The sequence below is a fragment of the Lactobacillus sp. M0396 genome, assembly GCF_016101625.1.
In the GTDB taxonomy this organism is placed as follows: Bacteria; Bacillota; Bacilli; order Lactobacillales; family Lactobacillaceae; genus Lactobacillus; species Lactobacillus huangpiensis.
This window is the reverse complement of the sequence record NZ_JACFQE010000001.1, coordinates 426,357-443,755: the sequence shown is the minus strand read 5'-3', so window position 1 is coordinate 443,755 and position 17,399 is coordinate 426,357. Positions and strand designations below refer to the sequence as shown.

16 protein-coding genes are annotated in these 17,399 nt (G+C 34.4%); 11 read left to right on the top strand and 5 right to left on the bottom strand.

Features of this window, described 5'->3' with window-relative positions; genetic code table 11:
* Positions 1–36: 36 nt before the first annotated feature.
* Entirely contained in the window at positions 37–1,404 is a 1,368-nt protein-coding gene (locus H3T43_RS02095; protein WP_198212186.1) for a serine hydrolase, read from the bottom strand.
* Between the two features lie 183 nt (positions 1,405–1,587).
* Here H3T43_RS02095 and H3T43_RS02090 point away from each other — a divergent pair, with 183 nt between their 5' ends.
* Complete coding sequence (locus H3T43_RS02090) at positions 1,588–3,354, top strand: oligopeptide ABC transporter substrate-binding protein (RefSeq protein ID WP_198212183.1); 1,767 nt, start codon at positions 1,588–1,590, stop codon at positions 3,352–3,354.
* Positions 3,355–3,373: 19 nt separating this feature from the next.
* Positions 3,374–4,288 (top strand): proline-specific peptidase family protein, encoded by a 915-nt coding sequence (locus H3T43_RS02085; RefSeq protein WP_198212181.1) that lies wholly within the window; start codon positions 3,374–3,376, stop codon positions 4,286–4,288.
* Positions 4,289–4,469: 181 nt separating this feature from the next.
* Here the strand turns inward: H3T43_RS02085 and H3T43_RS02080 are convergent, their stop codons facing one another.
* Positions 4,470–5,339 (bottom strand): RluA family pseudouridine synthase, encoded by an 870-nt coding sequence (locus H3T43_RS02080; RefSeq protein WP_198212179.1) that lies wholly within the window; start codon positions 5,337–5,339, stop codon positions 4,470–4,472.
* 84 nt (positions 5,340–5,423) lie between these two features.
* Here H3T43_RS02080 and H3T43_RS02075 point away from each other — a divergent pair, with 84 nt between their 5' ends.
* From H3T43_RS02075 to H3T43_RS02055, 5 genes are read left to right on the top strand one after another with little or no spacing between them, the layout of a single operon-like run.
* Positions 5,424–7,481, top strand: coding sequence for a PBP1A family penicillin-binding protein (locus H3T43_RS02075; RefSeq protein ID WP_198212177.1), 2,058 nt, complete (start codon positions 5,424–5,426; stop codon positions 7,479–7,481).
* A gap of 14 nt (positions 7,482–7,495) precedes the next feature.
* The gene (locus H3T43_RS02070; RefSeq protein WP_198212175.1) at positions 7,496–7,849 is read left to right on the top strand and encodes a YlbF family regulator; all 354 of its coding nucleotides are present in this window, start codon (positions 7,496–7,498) and stop codon (positions 7,847–7,849) included.
* A 2-nt stretch (positions 7,850–7,851) separates the two neighbouring features.
* The gene (locus H3T43_RS02065; protein WP_198212174.1) at positions 7,852–9,063 is read left to right on the top strand and encodes a DNA repair exonuclease; all 1,212 of its coding nucleotides are present in this window, start codon (positions 7,852–7,854) and stop codon (positions 9,061–9,063) included.
* Complete coding sequence (locus tag H3T43_RS02060; RefSeq protein WP_198212172.1) at positions 9,047–11,548, top strand: AAA family ATPase; 2,502 nt, start codon at positions 9,047–9,049, stop codon at positions 11,546–11,548. Before H3T43_RS02065 ends, H3T43_RS02060 begins: the two co-directional genes overlap by 17 nt.
* Entirely contained in the window at positions 11,541–12,518 is a 978-nt protein-coding gene (locus tag H3T43_RS02055; RefSeq protein WP_198212170.1) for a 3'-5' exoribonuclease YhaM family protein, read from the top strand. The genes H3T43_RS02060 and H3T43_RS02055 overlap by 8 nt, the downstream gene beginning before the upstream one ends.
* A 40-nt stretch (positions 12,519–12,558) precedes the next feature.
* Here the strand turns inward: H3T43_RS02055 and H3T43_RS02050 are convergent, their stop codons facing one another.
* The 3 genes from H3T43_RS02050 to H3T43_RS02040 form a co-directional block, all read right to left on the bottom strand.
* Positions 12,559–13,458, bottom strand: a complete 900-nt coding sequence (locus tag H3T43_RS02050; RefSeq protein WP_198212168.1) for a peptidylprolyl isomerase PrsA — start codon at positions 13,456–13,458, stop codon at positions 12,559–12,561.
* Between the two features lie 114 nt (positions 13,459–13,572).
* Entirely contained in the window at positions 13,573–13,917 is a 345-nt protein-coding gene (locus tag H3T43_RS02045) for a hypothetical protein (protein ID WP_198212166.1), read from the bottom strand.
* Between the two features lie 6 nt (positions 13,918–13,923).
* On the bottom strand, positions 13,924–14,355 hold the full coding sequence (locus H3T43_RS02040; protein ID WP_122052645.1) for an HIT family protein: 432 nt from the start codon (positions 14,353–14,355) through the stop codon (positions 13,924–13,926).
* 90 nt (positions 14,356–14,445) lie between these two features.
* On the opposite strand from H3T43_RS02040, the gene H3T43_RS02035 reads away from it, so the two are divergent.
* From H3T43_RS02035 to H3T43_RS02020, 4 genes are read left to right on the top strand one after another with little or no spacing between them, the layout of a single operon-like run.
* On the top strand, positions 14,446–15,186 hold the full coding sequence (locus H3T43_RS02035; protein WP_198212164.1) for an ABC transporter ATP-binding protein: 741 nt from the start codon (positions 14,446–14,448) through the stop codon (positions 15,184–15,186).
* Complete coding sequence (locus H3T43_RS02030) at positions 15,179–16,375, top strand: ABC transporter permease (protein ID WP_198212162.1); 1,197 nt, start codon at positions 15,179–15,181, stop codon at positions 16,373–16,375. The genes H3T43_RS02035 and H3T43_RS02030 overlap by 8 nt, the downstream gene beginning before the upstream one ends.
* Positions 16,376–16,383: 8 nt before the next feature.
* Positions 16,384–17,043 carry a tRNA (guanosine(46)-N7)-methyltransferase TrmB gene (gene trmB, locus H3T43_RS02025; RefSeq protein ID WP_198212160.1) on the top strand — a complete coding sequence of 220 codons (660 nt, stop codon included), beginning with the start codon at positions 16,384–16,386 and terminating at the stop codon, positions 17,041–17,043.
* Between the two features lie 35 nt (positions 17,044–17,078).
* Positions 17,079–17,399, top strand: a complete 321-nt coding sequence (locus tag H3T43_RS02020; protein WP_034980119.1) for a thioredoxin family protein — start codon at positions 17,079–17,081, stop codon at positions 17,397–17,399.

The following is a 17,399-nucleotide window of genomic DNA, read 5'->3' as shown; positions in this document are numbered from 1 at the left end:
GAGCTAAACTTTAATTATTAAAGTTTAGCTTTTTATTTATAACTTTGTGAAAGTAGTTGGTTCTTTAAGTGCGCACTCTGTCCAAAGCAAAACTTGATTTTGATGAATTTCAATTGGTAAAAGCTCATGCTGATACAATCTTTCTTCCACATACATTTTACCTTTTTCATTAACAATAACAGGATAATCCCACTTGCCAATTGTAACTGTTAAATTACCATCTTTTTCATTTAGCGTAATTAAGCCGTAGCCTGGGTTTTCATAATCTCCTAAAAGATTATCTTTAGCCGCAAAATTTTCGGGTGATTTTCCTTTAAGATTGGCAATGTTTTCTTCACGGGTTGCTAATTTTTGATCAACAATCTGTTTGATTTTGCTAGTCCAATCCGTATCCGAAATACCTAAAGTATCATCTATGGTTTGATATGCCAATGCAAAAATTGCATCTGTTGAATCCATATTTGTGGTTGAAACAAAAGCTAAATCAAGATCTGGAACAAAGCCCATGAAAGAGCAGTAACCAATGTATGAACCACTATGGTAAAAGTATTTGTGTCCCAGGTAATCTTCCATCATCATACCTAAACCATAAGCACCAAAATTAGCACCACCGTAGGCACGGCTTGGAGCCATAATAGATTGAGGCAAAAAGTGTTCAGCTATTGCGTTGTTTTTGTTTTCTTTTTGCAATTTTAACTGGTATTCAGCCCAGGTAAGCAAATCCGAAATAGATGAGAGCATACTGCTGGCACCACCGACTTTACCAGGTGCAATAAAAGGAACTTCTTCTGTAATTCCATTGTCTCTAATATATGGTTTAACTATATCTTCTCTTGGTGCTTCATGATGGTTAATATAAGTTCTAGCTAACTTAAGGGGTTCGAGTAAATGCTGGTGCTCATAGGTACCGTAATCTTCACCAATTACTTGTTCAAAAGCATAGGTGGCTAAAGCAAAGACCAGGTTGCTGTATTGCATTTTATAACGTAATTCATGGTTAGGCTCTAAATGACCAACATGTTCAGCTTTTTCTTTTAAAGAAAGGTCATGCTTGTTCATATTAGTAAAACGCATCAGATCGTGAGCTGGTAAGCCACTTTGATGACTAAGGGCGTCCCTCCATGTTAAATGATCTTCAGCATATTTATCTTCTAGCTTAAGCTCAGGCCAAGACTTTTTTAAAGGATCATCTAGATTTATCTCACCTTTATCAGCCAATTGACAAACGGCAGTAGCAAAAAATGTTTTGGAAATTGAAGCTAAAGGATAAAGATTGTCTTGCTCAGCTTGACCATATACATGACTAAAGCTTTCACCTTTGTGATAAACACCAATTCCTAAACTGGGTAAATTAAAAGTATTAATAGCTTTTTGAGCTAAATCGGCAATTTTTTGCTTGTTCATATTCACTTTCTAACTCTTTCTATATTTATTTTTTCCATATTAAAATTATACAGAAGCATTTGTTATTTTACACTAAATAAAAATTCTTTTAAATACTCCTTTAAAATATATGATTATACGATTTGACATAAATGAAAAATTTATTAATAATATGAATAAAATATAATGAAATGAGTGATTTTTATGAAAAAAAGAAGTAAGCTTGCTTCTGCTGGCATTTTGAGTCTAGCCACCATAACACTGGCAGCCTGTGCTAAAAGTGCTAACAATAGTGATGACACTAAGACAGTGAAAAAATTTCCTGTTGAAGCTCCTAAAAAGAATGTTAAAGATGGTGGAACTGTGAAAGTTGCAGTTGTTACAGATACACCTTTTTCAGGTATTTTTTCACAAGAACTTTCCTCTGAAGACCTAGACTCAATGGTTGCAGCTCCCGGTCAAGAAACTTTATTCGATAGTGATGATCAATATGGTGTCACTGATAAAGGTCCAGCTACACGTAAATTAGATCCTAAAAATAAGACGATCACAATCAACATTAAAAAGGGCGTTAAATGGTCTGACGGTAAACAAGTAGTAGCCAAAGATTTCGAATATGCGTATGAGATTTTGGCTAACAAAGATACAGCTTGTCCGCGGTATAGCAGTCAGTTTGAAGTATTAAAGGGACTGAAAGAATACCACGAAGGTAAAGCTAAAACTATTTCTGGAATTGAAATGCCTGATGGAGAAAATGGCCGTAAAGTTGTTTTACACTGCTCAGCTTTAAATCCAAGTATGTCAAATGCAGGAAGTCGTTCGCTTTGGGAAGCAGTTGAACCTTATCATTATTTAAAAGATATTCCTTTTGCTAAATTAAAGTCTTCAGATAAGATCAGGAAAAATCCGTTATTTTTCGGACCGTTTAGGATTGAAAAACTAGTTAGAGGGCAATCTGCAACCTGGGTACCGAACAAATATTACTGGAGAGGGAAACCAAAATTAGATAAAGTTGTTATTTCAGTGGTATCTCCTAATTCTGCTTCTCAAGCAATTAAAAGTCATAAATTTGATATTATTCCTGTAATTAATACCCAGTGGCCACAAGTTAAAAATACCAAAAACGTGAACTTCATTGCCCAAATCCCAATTGCTTATCATTATTTAGGCTTTAAAGTAGGAAAATGGGATGCTGAGAAGAGCAAGAATGTTATGAATCCTAATGCTAAGATGAATAATAAGGCTTTAAGGCAGGCAATAGGTTATGCCATGAATGTTGATGCGGTTAATAAGCGTTATACATATGGTTTAACATTTAGAGTAAAAACTTTGGTTTCAGAAAAGTTTGGTGATTACTTTGATAAAACTGAGAAAGGATATAATTACGACTTAAAAAAGGCAAATCAAATTCTGGATAAGGCGGGTTACAAGAAAAAAGGAAAGTGGCGCGTTCAGCCGAATGGCAAACCTTTGGTAATTCATTTTGCAGCTATGAGTGGGGATACTACTCAGGAGCCAATAGTTCAAAACTACTTGCAACAATGGCATAAAGTTGGACTTAATGTACAATTGTCCACAGGCCGTTTAATTGAACACAATTCTTTCTATGATAAATTACAACATGATAATAAAGGCGTCGACATGTATCTGGCTGGTTGGTCAACACCTACTGAACCTTCTCCACATCCATATTATAGCGAATCAGCACCTTTTAACATGACAAGATTTGTAACTGCAAAAAATAATAAACTTTTAGATGAAATAAATTCTCAAAAGGCTTTTAATCATGACTATCGGGTTAAAAAATTTCATGAATGGCAAAGATATATGAATGACGAAGCTTATATTATTCCAGTTGATAATTCCTATCAGATCTTTGCAGTTAATGACAAGATTTCCGGCTATTCGCTTAAGCCGTCAAAACAAAACAATAATCATCCTTTGTGGAATGAAGTAGGTTTTACTAAATAGAAAGAAGCTGTAAATTTCAATGAGAACTGGAACAAAAATTATAACTTTAGATAATGGCTATCATTTGTGGACAAGTACCCAAGGTGAAGGTGATATTCATTTATTGGCACTTCATGGAGGTCCAGGAGGAAATCATGAATATTGGGAAGATGCTGCTGACCAATTAGCAAAGCAGGGACTACATGTTCAAGTTACTATGTATGATCAGTTAGGCTCTCTTTATTCAGATCAACCGGATTATGATGATCCTGAAATTGCAGCCAAATACTTAACTTATGAATACTTCCTTGATGAAGTTGATGAAGTTCGTGCCAAACTTGGTCTTGATAATTGCTACTTGATTGGACAAAGTTGGGGTGGCCTGCTTGCACAAGAATATGCAGTGAAATATGGTCAACACCTAAAAGGGACTATTATTTCTTCCATGGTTGATGATACTGATGACTATATTGAGTCAATTAACCGTCGTAGACAAGAAATTTTCCCGCAATCAGAAATTGACTTTATGCGTGAATGTGAAGAAAACAATGACTATGACAATAAACGCTACCAAGAGGATATTCAAATATTAAATATTAACTTTCTTGATCGGCGACAGCCATGCAAGCTATATCATATTAAGCGTATCGGTGGTTTGCCCGTTTACCATGCCTTTCAAGGTGATAATGAATTTGTAGTAACAGGTAAATTAAAAGATTGGCATTTTAGAAAGTACTTAAAGCAAATAAAAATGCCGACCCTTTTGACTTTTGGAGAAGAAGATACTATGCCTTTAGAGACTGCAAAGATTATGCAACGTGAAATTCCTAATTCACGCTTAGTTACTACACCGAATGCAGGACATCATCACATGGTTGATAATCCTGATGTTTATTATAAGCATGTAGCAGATTTTATTCGTGAAGTAGAAGCTGGTACTTTCGTGGGCGATTAAATTATCAGAAAACTTAGTAAATAGGTTTTGTTTAATTAGAATTTATTAAAAATTGTTGGATAAATAGGTTAACAGTTTTATTATTTGTTAGCAAAATTACTTGATTTGAATCTTCAAGTACTCCATTATAGAATTTTTAATTAAATAAAGAAGATCGTTGGTCATTTGACAAACGGTCTTTTTAATTTTGCAGTAGAGGAATATCTTTATACGGTAATTTTACTTTCAGTTTGTCTAATGTGAAGGGAACTTTCAGAGAAATTTGATAGGCAGTTAAATGCAAAAATTGTTCATTTTTAAAGTTGGGGTTATACAGTGGATCTCCCACAATTGGGCAGTCAATCGCAGCCAAATGAACCCGAATTTGGTGCGTCCTTCCTGTTTCTAGTTCTAATTTAACTAAAGCAGTATTATTGTCTAAATACTTTAAAATCTGATAATGTGTGATTGACTTTTGACCGTTACTTATTATCTTTCGTTTGCGCTGATCAAGTGGGTCATGGCCAATTGGCAAATCGATTGTTCCTCTGTTAGCTATCGGTTCATTAATATTAATCACAGCTAAATACTCGCGTTGAAAAAGTTTACTGGTTAATTCGCGATTTAAAATAGGAACAATAGCTGGGTTTTTGGCAACCAGTAGCAGCCCACTGGTTAACATGTCTAGCCGATGTACGATAAAAGGTGAAAATCTTAAATAGGTGGCACAATCATTCAAAGCTGTGTTAGTTTCATTTGAATTAGGATGCGTCTTTTGCCCTGCAGGTTTATTTATGATTAAGAGATTGTCATTTTCGTAAATAACCTCCGGAATTTTACCACTTTCTGGATAAATATGTTGCTTGCTTTCAACGTGATCGAGCCATAGTTCAACTTTATCATTTGGCTTTACTTTTTGATTAAAATGATAATAACTACCATTAATCTGTACTTTTCGTTCAACGCGTAAAAAATGACGCCATTTTCTCGGAACCAGTAATAGACGTAATAAATTATTTACAGAACATGGATTGAGATTTTTAGGAAAGTTAAAGGTAAAATAATAGCTCATAAATATTTGTTAAATCTTTTTGAAAATAAAGGTAATTTCCTTTAATATGGTACAATTTTAGTTGTTTCTAAAGGAGCAGATAAAATGGAAAACAATGAACCAAAGAAAAACGGGATAGGTGGCCTATGGCACCGTTTTGATAACCGTTTTTTTATCGGTCGCTGGATCATTTTGATTTTGCTTACCGCGATGTTATTGGTTTGTACTTATTATACCGTTAAAGTTAAAACTTCAAACATATCAAATTTAAAGGCATCTTTATCAGCTACAACTGGTATTTACGATTATAGAAGCCAAAAATCTGGTTCACTATACTCACAAAAAGGCACCTATGTTGGCTATAATAAAATTTCACCTAATGTAAAAAATGCTGTTATATCAACAGAGGATCGTACTTTCTGGAAGAACCCAGGCTTTAGTATCAAAGGCATGGGCAGAGCTGCTTTAGGCTTGGTTCTTAATCGTGGTCAAATATCTGGTGGTGGTTCGACTATCACACAACAATTGGCTAAAAATGCTTTGTTGACTCAAAAGCAAACATTCTCTCGTAAAGTTGAAGAACTTTTCTTTGCTGTCGAGATAAATCACGTTTATTCTAAAAAGGACATATTGACTATGTACCTTAATAAAGCTTATTTTGGCAATGGTGTATGGGGTGTTGAAGATGCTAGTCAAAAGTATTTTGGCAAGAATGCCAGTCAGTTGACAATCGGAGAAGGAGCAACTTTAGCCGGTATTTTGCGTAATCCAAGTAAATATAACCCAATTGACCATATGTCCTATGCTTTGTCTCGGAGAAACCTGATTTTAAATCTAATGGTTGATAATAAAAAATTATCAAGTTCCAGGGCGAAAAGTGAGCAAAAAATTGGTTTAACTTTACATGATACTTATCATAATAAAGATGGGTATCGTTACCCTTATTTCTTTGACGCAGTAGTTGATGAGGCAATTAATCGCTATGGTCTAAAAGAAGAAGACGTAATGAATAAGGGATTGAAGATATATACAACCCTTAATCAAAATTATCAAAGTCAGCTGCAACAAAAATTTGACCAAGGTTATCTGTTCCCGCAAAACGCAACTGATGGTACTAAACCTCAAGGCGCATCAGTGGTAATGGACCCTACAACTGGTGCAGTCAGAGCAGTAGTAGGTGGTCGAGGCAAACATGTTTTCCGTGGCTATAATCGTGCGACTCAAATGAAAAGACAGCCAGGCTCTTCAATTAAGCCGATAGTTTCTTATGCTCCAGCACTTCAACAAGGTTATCACTATGATTCACAACTTTCTAACAAACTGCAGCGTTTTGGTAAGAATGGTTACCAACCGCATAACGTTGACAATGGCTATTCTGATAAAATCCCGATGTATTCTGCCTTGGCGCAGAGCAAAAATGTTCCTGCAGTTTGGCTATTAGATCGAATAGGGGTATCTAAGGGAGTTCAATCAGCTAATAATTTTGGTATCAAGGTGCCAAAAGAAGACCAAAATCTTGCTTTAGCTTTAGGTGGATTATCAACAGGTGTTTCACCAATCCAAATGGCTCGAGCATATTCAGCTTTTGCCAATAAGGGAAATTTGCCTAATAATTCTTATTTCATCACTAAGATTACTGATGCTAGTGGGAATGTGATTGCTGAAAATCATGATACAGGAACGCATCGGATTATCTCGGAAAATACCGCTAAAGAAATGACTACTATGTTATTGGGAGTTTTTGCAGGCGGAACTGGAACATCGGCTCAACCAGCCGGTTATCGGGTTGCGGGTAAAACTGGGTCAACTGAAGTACCAAACTCTTATGGCTTTGGTACTAAAGATCAGTGGATCGTTGGTTATACTCCTGACGTTGTGGTAGCTACTTGGGTTGGCTTTGACCGTACTAATCAGCAGCACTTCATGCATGGAGTTTCAGAAACTGGTATTACCAGATTATACAAAGCTGAAATGGAAGCAATTTTGCCATATACTGCTCAAAATCAATTTAAAGAACAAGCACCAAAGCAAATTATTCAAAGTAACGGTGCTGGTTCTGATTGGACAAAGGGCTTTGGTGATAAAATCGAAAAAGGCTTAGGTTCAGCAGGAGAAAAAATTAATGAATGGTATAATGACATTAAAGGACTTTTAGGTCATTAATTAGGAGGAAAAATATGATTAATATTTATGATTCAGCAAATCAAGTAGCAACCGATTTGCAAAAGCTTGACGAATTTAAGGCTTTAAGTGCTGCTGTTGCTGCAGTTAAAAACAATGAAGAAAGTGCTGCTTTGTTCAAACAGATGGATGAGATGCAAACAAAAATTATTAATTCACAGTCTGAGGGAAGAGATTTTCCTAAGGATCTAGAAGAGGATTATAAAAAATTGAATGAAAAAGTGCAAAAAGATGCACAAATATTAAAACTCTTGCAGGCTGAACAAAGTATGTATAAAACAATTGACGACGTTCAAAAAGCAATTACTAAGCCAATTAATGACCTTTATGATGGTCTTAGGAATAAATAATAATGAAATTTATCCATTTTGCTGACGCACATTTAGATAGTCCATTTTTGGGGCTATCTTTTTTACCATCTGAGAGTTTTAAGCAGATTCAAAAAGCTCCAATGCAATCTTTAACTAAAATTGTAGATCTGGCTCTGAAAGAAAAGGTAGATTTAGTATTAATTGCTGGGGATACTTTTGATAGTTTCAAGCCAACTCCCAGTGTACAAATTTTTTTCGCCCATGAAATTGAGCGTCTAGTCAATGCGCAGATTCAGGTAATTATGATTTTTGGCAATCATGATCATATGTCAAAGGAAGATTTATTGGTTGCTGAAAGTCCATATTTCAAATTATTGGGTAATGGTGAAAAAGTAGAAACTGTCTCTTATAAAACAAAAAATGGTTTTGAGTATGACGTGACAGGCTTTTCATATTTGGCAAATCATATTAATGAAGACTTTGCAGCGCAGTTTCCTGCTAAAAGCAATCGTTATACCTTTGGTATCATGCACGCACAGGAAAGAGCTGGTGCAAGTTCACAAAATGTTTATGCTCCTTTTAGTTTGAGTGAGTTACAAAATCTAAATTACAATTATTTTGCATTGGGTCATATTCATTTAAGACAAGTCTTGTCCGAAACGCCATTAATTGTATACCCGGGAAATATCCAAGGGCGTCACATTAATGAAACTGGTCCAAAAGGTTGCTATTTAGGAACTATTGATGAGCAAACAAAACAAACTAAGATTCATTTTGTGCAGACTAATTCTATTACATGGAGTAAAAAAGAAATTGAATTAACACAACCAATGACAAAAACAGAACTGGAAAATATGATTATTAATTGTTTGTCGGCAATATCAACTACTTATTTTTGTCTGCAAATTAAGGGTGCAGATTTTTTGAATGAAAAAGAAAAAGAATTGGTTCAAGACAGTGATTTTTGGCAAATGATTTCCAGAAAACTGACTCACGATTCACAATTGGTAGATGTGAGGTTTATTAATGGGGATAATTTAGAAATCGCCTCTAATGATCAAAAATACTTTGAACAGGCTGAAAAAGAAGTTTTTAGTTCTGAACAATTTGCTCAAATAAGCAAAATTTGGGCTTTAAAATCTGATTATACTGATACTTTAGCCCAAGACCCTGAATTTGCTCAGGAAGTGAAGCAACTCGCTGAAGTTAAGTTGAATAGTAAATTGAAAGGAGCTAATGATGAAATTAATTAGAATTCAAATAGTTAATTTTGGTCAATTTTCAAACTTTACTTTTGACTTAACAAATTCAAATATTGATGTTTTTTATGGGGTAAATGAAGCGGGAAAGAGTACCGTCGTTGCCTTCATTAAGCAGATTTTATTTGGGTTCCACCTTGCCAATCAGGGTTCAGAATTTTTTGAGGACTATACTCCTTTAGCACAAGTTAGCCCAATGGGTGGATCTTTATTTTTTGAAAATGAAAATGGTCAGCATTATCAATTGGAAAGACTTTATGCAAAGGGTAAAGGTTCAAAAGCTGGCACTCTGACTGTTAAATGTGATAATCAAGTTGTACCAGAAAATGTTTTTTTTGATCAAATTAAAAATATTGATGGTAAATTTTATACTGACAGTTTTATTTTTAATCAGGATATGCTGGCAAAAGTTGATCAAATTAAGCAGAAAGACTTAATGGAACGTATCTATTATTTGGGTGCGGCTAATAGTGATAGTCTGATAACTTTACGTGACGATTTTTCTAAAAGTGCTGATGCCTTGTTCAAAAAAACTGGTAAAAAGCCGCCTATTAACCAATTGTTGTTAGAAATTAAAGAACAAGAAAATGAAGTCAGTAACTCTGAAAATGAATTTTCGGTTTACCAAGAACTTAATGACAATTTTAAGAAGCAAAAAGGTTTGCAACATCAAGAAGAGCAAAAAGAACTTGAATTACAAAAAGAGTATGACAGTTTAGATAAGATTCAAAAACTTTTTCCGAGTTACGAAAAATTGCAGGATTTGCAAAATCAAGTTAGAACAATTAATTTTGATTCAAAGCAATTTCAGTCAGCTCAAACTCTAACCATACAAGCTGAATCTTTGCATAAAAAGCAACAAAAAATAACTGCAAAGTTAAATGAATATTCTGATGATCCGGAAGAAAATACAGCAGTTTCAAAGCTGTTACAAAAAAAGCCGGAAGTATTGCAATGGCAATCAGAATATCGCAACTGCTTACAAAAAGATGAACAAATAAAAGATGAGCAAAATCAACTTATTGCACTTGATTCAAATTTAAATAAAATTGTGAAAATGAATCAAGAGCAAATAATTAAGTTGCAAGAAGATTATCAAAAACTACCTCAAAAGGAATTGAAGATTGAGCAGAGTAAGAGTGATAATTCTAAGCAATTCCTTCTTTTTGGTGGCATTGTTTTTGTTGCCGGTTTAATTTTATTGTTTATTGCACGAGTTTTTGGCTTTTTAGCTAGCGGTGCTGGACTGGCATTAATAGTATATGGTTCTTATCGACAAAAACAAATACAAAAAACAGTAGAAACGGTTGCAGAACAGAACGAAAAAATAAGGCAACAAAGGCAGTCTTTTGAAAAACGGTATGGTATTAATCCAATCAATTTAGATATAAATAATTTAATTAATGAGTGGAGACAATATCAAGTATTAATTCAAAACTTAAAAAGAAATAATCAGCGAAAAAATGAGTTAATAGGATTAGTCACACCGATAGCCGTCCAATTAGGTAATGAACTGAATAGAACTGTAAGTACTTTTGAAGATGTATTGAATGCGCTAGACCAACTAACTGAGAAAATAAATTTAGAGAAATTGCGCCGTGAAAAGCAAACTAGTTTAAAAAATAGTTTGGTTGAAAATAAAGATGAACTCAATGAAATTACCACTAAACTAAAAATGATCTTAGCAAAAGCGCAAGTTTCGAGTTTAGCTGAATATGAGCAAGTCCAAAAGCAAAAGTTAAAACAGGATAAGATACAAAACCAAATTGATGCTCTTAAGTCAAATTTGCAGAATGATTTAAGTGAGTTGAAAAGTTATGCAAAAAATAAAACCAAAAATCAAAATGATCTCGAAAATTTAAGGTTAAAGATCTCTTCTGTTCATGAAAATATTAATCATTTACAAGAAAAAGCAGCTGAAATAAAAGTAAAAATGGAAAATTTAGCAAACTCCATAGCTGTTTTCGAAGAAAAACAAAAACTGGCTAATTTAAAAGCAAAATTAAAAAATTTGAGTATTGAATATCTGGCTAACTTATTTACAGCTAAATGGATTGGTCGAGCTCTTGATCTGGCATCGAATGAACGATTTCCTAAGATGTTGGTTACTGCTAAAGAATATTTGCGACTATTAACGAATAATCGGTATAATAATATTGAATTTGGTAAAAAAATAACGGTTACTCGTTTTGATGGTAAAAAGATAGAAGTGCAATATCTTTCTAGAGGAACTTCTGAACAATTATACTTTGCTTTAAAACTGGCTTTTGTTCAACAGATACAAGATGAAATAAATTTACCTATATTAATAGACGATTCTTTTGTTAATTTTGATGATCAAAGAGTTGATGAAATTGAAAAGCTGCTTCAAGCTATTGCTGGAAGCAATCAGGTATTAATTTTTACTGCACAAACAAGTCTAGTTGATAAATTGCAAATACAACCGCTAACTTTTAAGAGAGGAACTAAAAATGTATAAACGTTTGCTGGATTATAATGATGGCGAAGAACTAGAGTTGGTTGTACTGATTAAGAATTCTCAATTAAGACATACAAAAAAGGGCAAACTATATTTAGCAATGTCATTTAGTGACTCTTCTGGTGAAATCCGTGGCAACTTTTGGGATGCAAATGATCAAGATGCTGCAACATTTAATGCAGGGACTATTGTTGAGCTTGATGGTAAGCGCGAAGAATATCAGGGACAGCCACAAATAAAGATTTACAGCTTGCGTGTTGTTGGTCCAGAGGAAGGTTATGACCTCAGCCAATTTATTAAATCAGCTCCCGAAAAAATTGCTGATATGAAAGAAGAGATAAACCAATATGTCTTTGAGATACTGAATCCTACTTGGAACAGAATTGTACGATTCTTATTAAAAAAATGGGATAAACGTTTTTTTGATTTTCCAGCGGGAAAGAGTAACCACCATGCAGTGCGTGGTGGTTTAGCATACCATACTGTATCAATGCTACGCGATGCAAAAGGCCTTGCGGACAATTATTCTCAAGTTAACCGTTCTTTGTTATATGCCGGCTGTATTCTTCATGATATGGGTAAAGTGCTTGAATTAACCGGTCCAGCAGCGACCCAATATACTACTGAAGGTAATTTGATTGGACATCTGGTTTTAATTGATGAACAAATTATGCTGGCGGCTCAACAGCTTAAAATTGATTTAGAATCTGAAGACCTGTTGCTGCTACGGCACATGGTTTTATCTCACCATGGTAAATTTGAGTATGGTTCACCTAAGTTACCTGCTTTGCTTGAAGCAGAATTATTGCATCGTATTGATGATTTGGACGCATCTGTTTATGCTATTACTAATGCTTTACAGCACACTCGTCCAGGAGACTTTACAGATAATATAATGAGTCAAGGTGGTCGAAAATTTTATAGGCCCAAAATAGATGAATCATTAGGAAAAGCTCATAAATTAGAATAAAAAAAGAGTTCAAGCTTGCTTGAACTCTTTTTAATATCTATTATTTTTTACTAGTTGAAGTAGAAACATAAGAAGCTAAAACATCTTTTAGATCTTTATCTTTTATGTCAACTCCAGCTTTTTTAATAACCTTAGCTAGTACATCGTGCATAGTTTGTTGATCCTGTGACATTGTCTGATATATCTGGTCATCAATCTCTTTTTTGTGTGAAGCAAAGGATCCTTTAGCAGGGTGCTTAATCATTCTGATTACGTGATAACCTGATTGAGATTTAATTGGACTCTTTGTAGTTTCACCGGTCTTTAATTTAAAAGCGGCTTTCTTAAACGCAGGATCCAAACTTGAATCGGTAGAATCAAAAGCAGGCAGTTTTCCTTCATTATTCTTAGTTCCAGTATCTAAAGAATATTTCTTTACTAAACTCTTAAAGCTTTTACCATTCTTTAATTCATTAGTAATTTCTTCAGCTTTAGATTTTTTGGAAACTAAAATATGTTGCACTTTAACCTTAGGTTGATATGCTTTCCAAGCTTTTTCTTCTTGACTCTTTGAAACCTTCTTGATGTCTTTTAAGGCAACTTCAGTAAGCAAATTTGTTTTCAAGTTTTGCTTGAAGCTTGAAGCAGTCATGCCATTTTGTTGCAAAACGGCATCAAATTGACTGCCGTACTGTTTTTTGTAGTTGTTATACTGTTTATCAACTTGCTTTTTTGAAACCTTGTTGCCATACTGTTGCTCTAAAACACGATTGATAATCATATTTGCCAAGGCGGATTTACCTGACTGAGACTTTTTCATTTCATCATAGTATTCTTGTTGAGTAATCTTACCGCCTTTGTATGAAGCAACGGTTTTACCACCATTGGAACAGGCTGCTGTCGATAAAGCCATACTTGCTACGGCAATAACAGCTGCTGCTTTTCTAATATATTTTTTCATAAAATAAATTCTCCACATCCTTAATAAATTAAGTCACCGACAACTAATATAACATAAAGTGACAAATCTAGTTTTTATTTTTAAGTTTTTTGCCAAAAATTCGCAGTTTCTTTACTAATTTTTAGAACTATCTGTTTCATTATCAATTTTACTATTAATTTTTGTAGTTTTGGCTTTTAGCTTGGCAATAATCCGGTTAATGCCTATCTGATAATATTCCGTTTCTTTTTCTAATTCAGAAATTGCTTTTTTAGCTTGTGGCAAAGACTCTTTTAATTCTTGCTTGGCAATCTTTAATTTTTTGCTAGATGTGGAAAGATCACTAAAGTCTTCTTTTACTGAATTAATTTGTTTTTGCGCTGATGGAAATAAACGATTACCGTTTTTATCTTTAAATAGTGAAAGAACAACGCCAAAACCAGCACCCACAGCTAGACCTAAACTAAAATGTTTCATCATATCACCTTAAAATTCAGCTCTAATTGCAGCAGCAATTTTTTGGTAATCTTCTTCAGTATATTTTTCAGCGTTATTGCGAGTTGCGATCTTTAATCCGTCTCCTTCAAAGCGTGGAACAAAATGAATATGTGAATGCATTACCACTTGGCTTGCACTTGCACCATTATTACTACTGATGTTCATACCAGTAATTCTAGGGTCAAATTTCTTAATTGCATTCGCAATTGTTGGAATATATTGTAGATATCTCTGAGCGTCTTCAGGTGTATAATCAAAAAAGTTAGTGATGTGTTTTTTAGGTACCATTAAAGTGTGACCTGGGTTGACTTGAGATAAGTCTAAAAAGGCTTTGACGTCATCATTTTCGAAAACAGTGTAGCTGTTTGCTTCACCTGTGATAATTTTACAAAATAAGCAATCTTTATCTAATTCTTCCATTTTAAAACCTCTTCATTTCAAAATTTAGTTTCTTTTAATATCATGCTATCATATTAAATGAGTAAATTCATTAAAAGAAAGATAGGAATTATGACTTTAAAAATTGAGCATCTGACCGGTGGCTACACAGGTGTACCGGTAATTAAAGATATTAATCTGGAGATCACTCCAGGCGAAGTTTTAGGGCTAATTGGACTAAATGGTGCAGGCAAATCGACAACAATTAAACATATCTTGGGATTGTTGCGACCACAAAAAGGAAAAATTACTCTAAATGGCATTGATTTAGCGACACAACCTACTAAATTTAAAAGACAAGTCGCATATATTCCAGAGACGCCAGTTTTATATTCAGAATTGACTTTGAAAGAACATCTGCAATTAACAATTCTTAGCTATCAGCTGAATGAAAACCAGGCTTGGGCAAAAGCCCATGAGTTGCTGCAGATGTTTAGGCTTGATGACAAGCTCGATTGGTTGCCAATTCACTTTTCTAAGGGTATGAAGCAAAAAGTGATGATCGTGACAGCCTTTTTAGCAAATACAGAACTGCTTGTAATTGATGAGCCTTTCACCGGACTAGATCCTTTGGCAGTAGCTAATTTAGTGCAATTAATCAAAAGTGCTGCTGACCAAGGCAAAATGGTGTTAATGTCGACACATATTTTAGCTAACAGTGTCCAGGCAGTTTCACGCTATGCGGTCTTGAACAACGGCAAAATTGCTTCTACTGGCACTTTGGCTGAAATTCGAAAGCACTATGACTTAAAGGAAACAGACTCGTTTGACCAAATCTATCAAATTTTAAGTCAGGAGCAACAAAATGCGTGACTTGGCTAAAAAAAGGCTGCAGGAAAATATACGCCAGTCTTTAAAATATCTAGTATTGGTTTTTAATGATTTCTTTATCTTGGCTCTGATTTTCCTTTTTGGAGCACTCATGTTCTGGTATGCACAGACAATGAAGACTATGCCTGAAAGTCTGTGGTATTATCGTCCGCTAGTTGGTATTTTGTTATGGTTGCCACTTTTAATAGGAAAACTGGTAACATTGCTAAAACCAGCTGATTTACAATTTTTACTGCCTGAAGATGAAAATTTAGCATCATATTTGAAACCAATGTTAAATTATAGTTTAATTGTACCCGCAATTTGCTTGGTTTTAATGGCGGGAGTTATATTTCCTTTTGCAACGATTAAAGCAAAGATTGAACCTTTAAATTATGTTTTCGCTGTTTTTGCTGTTTTTTTGGCCAAAATATTGCAACTTAAGATTATGGAATATAATTTATATTTTAACCAAAAAATTTCCATTTTAATTTTAAATATCTTTTTCCTGCTTCTGTTTGGTTTGGGAATGTTTAAACCGCAAAGCATGATCTTAATCGCAATTTTGCTGGCAGTTTCTGTCGTTATTTTTGTTGTGAAGCCGCAACATGCTGCTCTTTTTGATTGGCAATATGCCGTAAAGCTGGAAGAAAATCGCAAAAATGTTGTTTATAGCGCTTTTAGCATGTTCACAGACGTTAAAGAAAGACAGACTAATATTAAAAGACGAAAATATTTGGACTTTTTATTGCCTAAAAATTTATCGTCAGAAAATCCGCATAAATTTTTGTATCGCCGTTCAGTGCTTAGAAACCCAGAAAATATTAATTTAGTTTTCCGAATGACTGCTTTTGCAGTTTTAATTTCCTGGCTGGTACAAAATTGGATTTGGGCATTATGCTTATCATGCTTAGTAGTCTTTTTGACTATTTACCAGTTGGTGCCAATGGTTGATGAATTCGATACCAATATCATGTATCGTGTTTATCCAATTGAGCGTTCCAATCGTGGCCTTGATTTAGTATCTGCATTAGCGGGAATATTATTAGCTCAAGGGGTTATAATCAGTATTTCTTGGCTGATCACCTTACCAATTAATTTACGCTTGTTTGCGGCAATGGGATGTTTAGTTGTTTTCAGCTGGGGCGTATTAAGGTTATACTTACCTGCAAAAGTAAAGAAAAGGAAGTAGCAGAATAGATGAGATTACGTAACAAGCCGTGGGCTGTAAAGCTTGTACAAGAGCATCCAGAAAGTGTGATTGATCGACCTGATCCAAGTCTGAAAATTGATTGGTCAAAGCGGTTTGCTGATATTTCAAAACCATTAGAGATAGAAGTAGGGCCCGGCAAAGGAAAGTTTATTACTACGATGGCGGAAGAGCACCCCGAAAAAAATTTTGTTGCTCTGGAATTGCAAATGACCGCGGCAGGCATGATTTTGCGAACCAAACTTGCTAAAAAATTGTCTAACATCCAAATTCTTTGCGCAGATGCTGCTAATATTGACACTTTTTTTGATGCTCACAAAGCAGGTAAAATATATTTGAATTTTAGTGATCCCTGGCCTAAAACTAGGCATGAGAAAAGGCGGTTAACTTATAAGTCTTTTTTACAAAAATATCAAACCGTCTTGCAGGAAAATGGTCAAATAGAGTTTAAAACTGATAATGCAGGTCTTTTTGCCTATTCTGTGCAGAGCATGAATAATTTTGGGATGCATTTTGATTTTGTGTCAGTTGATCTTCATAATGAAAAAGATGAAATTGTAGCTGCCAATATTGAAACGGAATATGAACACAAATTTGCAGCTAAGGGAAATCCAATTTATGCTCTGCATGCTGATTTTGGGGTAAAATAATTAAATAAGAGTAAGGATTGAGAGGTTTTTTCAAAATGGAACAAATAAAAGAATTGAATAAAGATAAATTAGACTCGATTACCAAAAATGGACGAGTAGTTTTAGAATTTTCAGCAGGCTGGTGCCCAGACTGTCGCTTTTTAGACCCCTTCATGCCAGAAATCGAAAAAGATTTTGCCGATAGCAAGTTTTATCAGATTGATCGTGATGGTTCTATTGACTTAGCTAAGGAAATGAATATTATGGGTATTCCTTCCTTTGTGGTCTACCAAGATGGCAAAGAAATTGGTAGACTAGTTAATAAGGATCGTAAAACTAAAGATGAGGTTGAAAGCTTTTTACGGTCACTTGACTAA

Coding starts and splice junctions, on each gene's coding strand:
- H3T43_RS02095 (WP_198212186.1), bottom strand. CDS start 1,404: ATGAACAAGCAAAAAATTGCCGATTTAGCTCAAAAAGCTATTAATACT.
- H3T43_RS02090 (WP_198212183.1), top strand. CDS start 1,588: ATGAAAAAAAGAAGTAAGCTTGCTTCTGCTGGCATTTTGAGTCTAGCC.
- H3T43_RS02085 (WP_198212181.1), top strand. CDS start 3,374: ATGAGAACTGGAACAAAAATTATAACTTTAGATAATGGCTATCATTTG.
- H3T43_RS02080 (WP_198212179.1), bottom strand. CDS start 5,339: ATGAGCTATTATTTTACCTTTAACTTTCCTAAAAATCTCAATCCATGT.
- H3T43_RS02075 (WP_198212177.1), top strand. CDS start 5,424: ATGGAAAACAATGAACCAAAGAAAAACGGGATAGGTGGCCTATGGCAC.
- H3T43_RS02070 (WP_198212175.1), top strand. CDS start 7,496: ATGATTAATATTTATGATTCAGCAAATCAAGTAGCAACCGATTTGCAA.
- H3T43_RS02065 (WP_198212174.1), top strand. CDS start 7,852: ATGAAATTTATCCATTTTGCTGACGCACATTTAGATAGTCCATTTTTG.
- H3T43_RS02060 (WP_198212172.1), top strand. CDS start 9,047: ATGATGAAATTAATTAGAATTCAAATAGTTAATTTTGGTCAATTTTCA.
- H3T43_RS02055 (WP_198212170.1), top strand. CDS start 11,541: ATGTATAAACGTTTGCTGGATTATAATGATGGCGAAGAACTAGAGTTG.
- H3T43_RS02050 (WP_198212168.1), bottom strand. CDS start 13,458: ATGAAAAAATATATTAGAAAAGCAGCAGCTGTTATTGCCGTAGCAAGT.
- H3T43_RS02045 (WP_198212166.1), bottom strand. CDS start 13,917: ATGATGAAACATTTTAGTTTAGGTCTAGCTGTGGGTGCTGGTTTTGGC.
- H3T43_RS02040 (WP_122052645.1), bottom strand. CDS start 14,355: ATGGAAGAATTAGATAAAGATTGCTTATTTTGTAAAATTATCACAGGT.
- H3T43_RS02035 (WP_198212164.1), top strand. CDS start 14,446: ATGACTTTAAAAATTGAGCATCTGACCGGTGGCTACACAGGTGTACCG.
- H3T43_RS02030 (WP_198212162.1), top strand. CDS start 15,179: ATGCGTGACTTGGCTAAAAAAAGGCTGCAGGAAAATATACGCCAGTCT.
- trmB (WP_198212160.1), top strand. CDS start 16,384: ATGAGATTACGTAACAAGCCGTGGGCTGTAAAGCTTGTACAAGAGCAT.
- H3T43_RS02020 (WP_034980119.1), top strand. CDS start 17,079: ATGGAACAAATAAAAGAATTGAATAAAGATAAATTAGACTCGATTACC.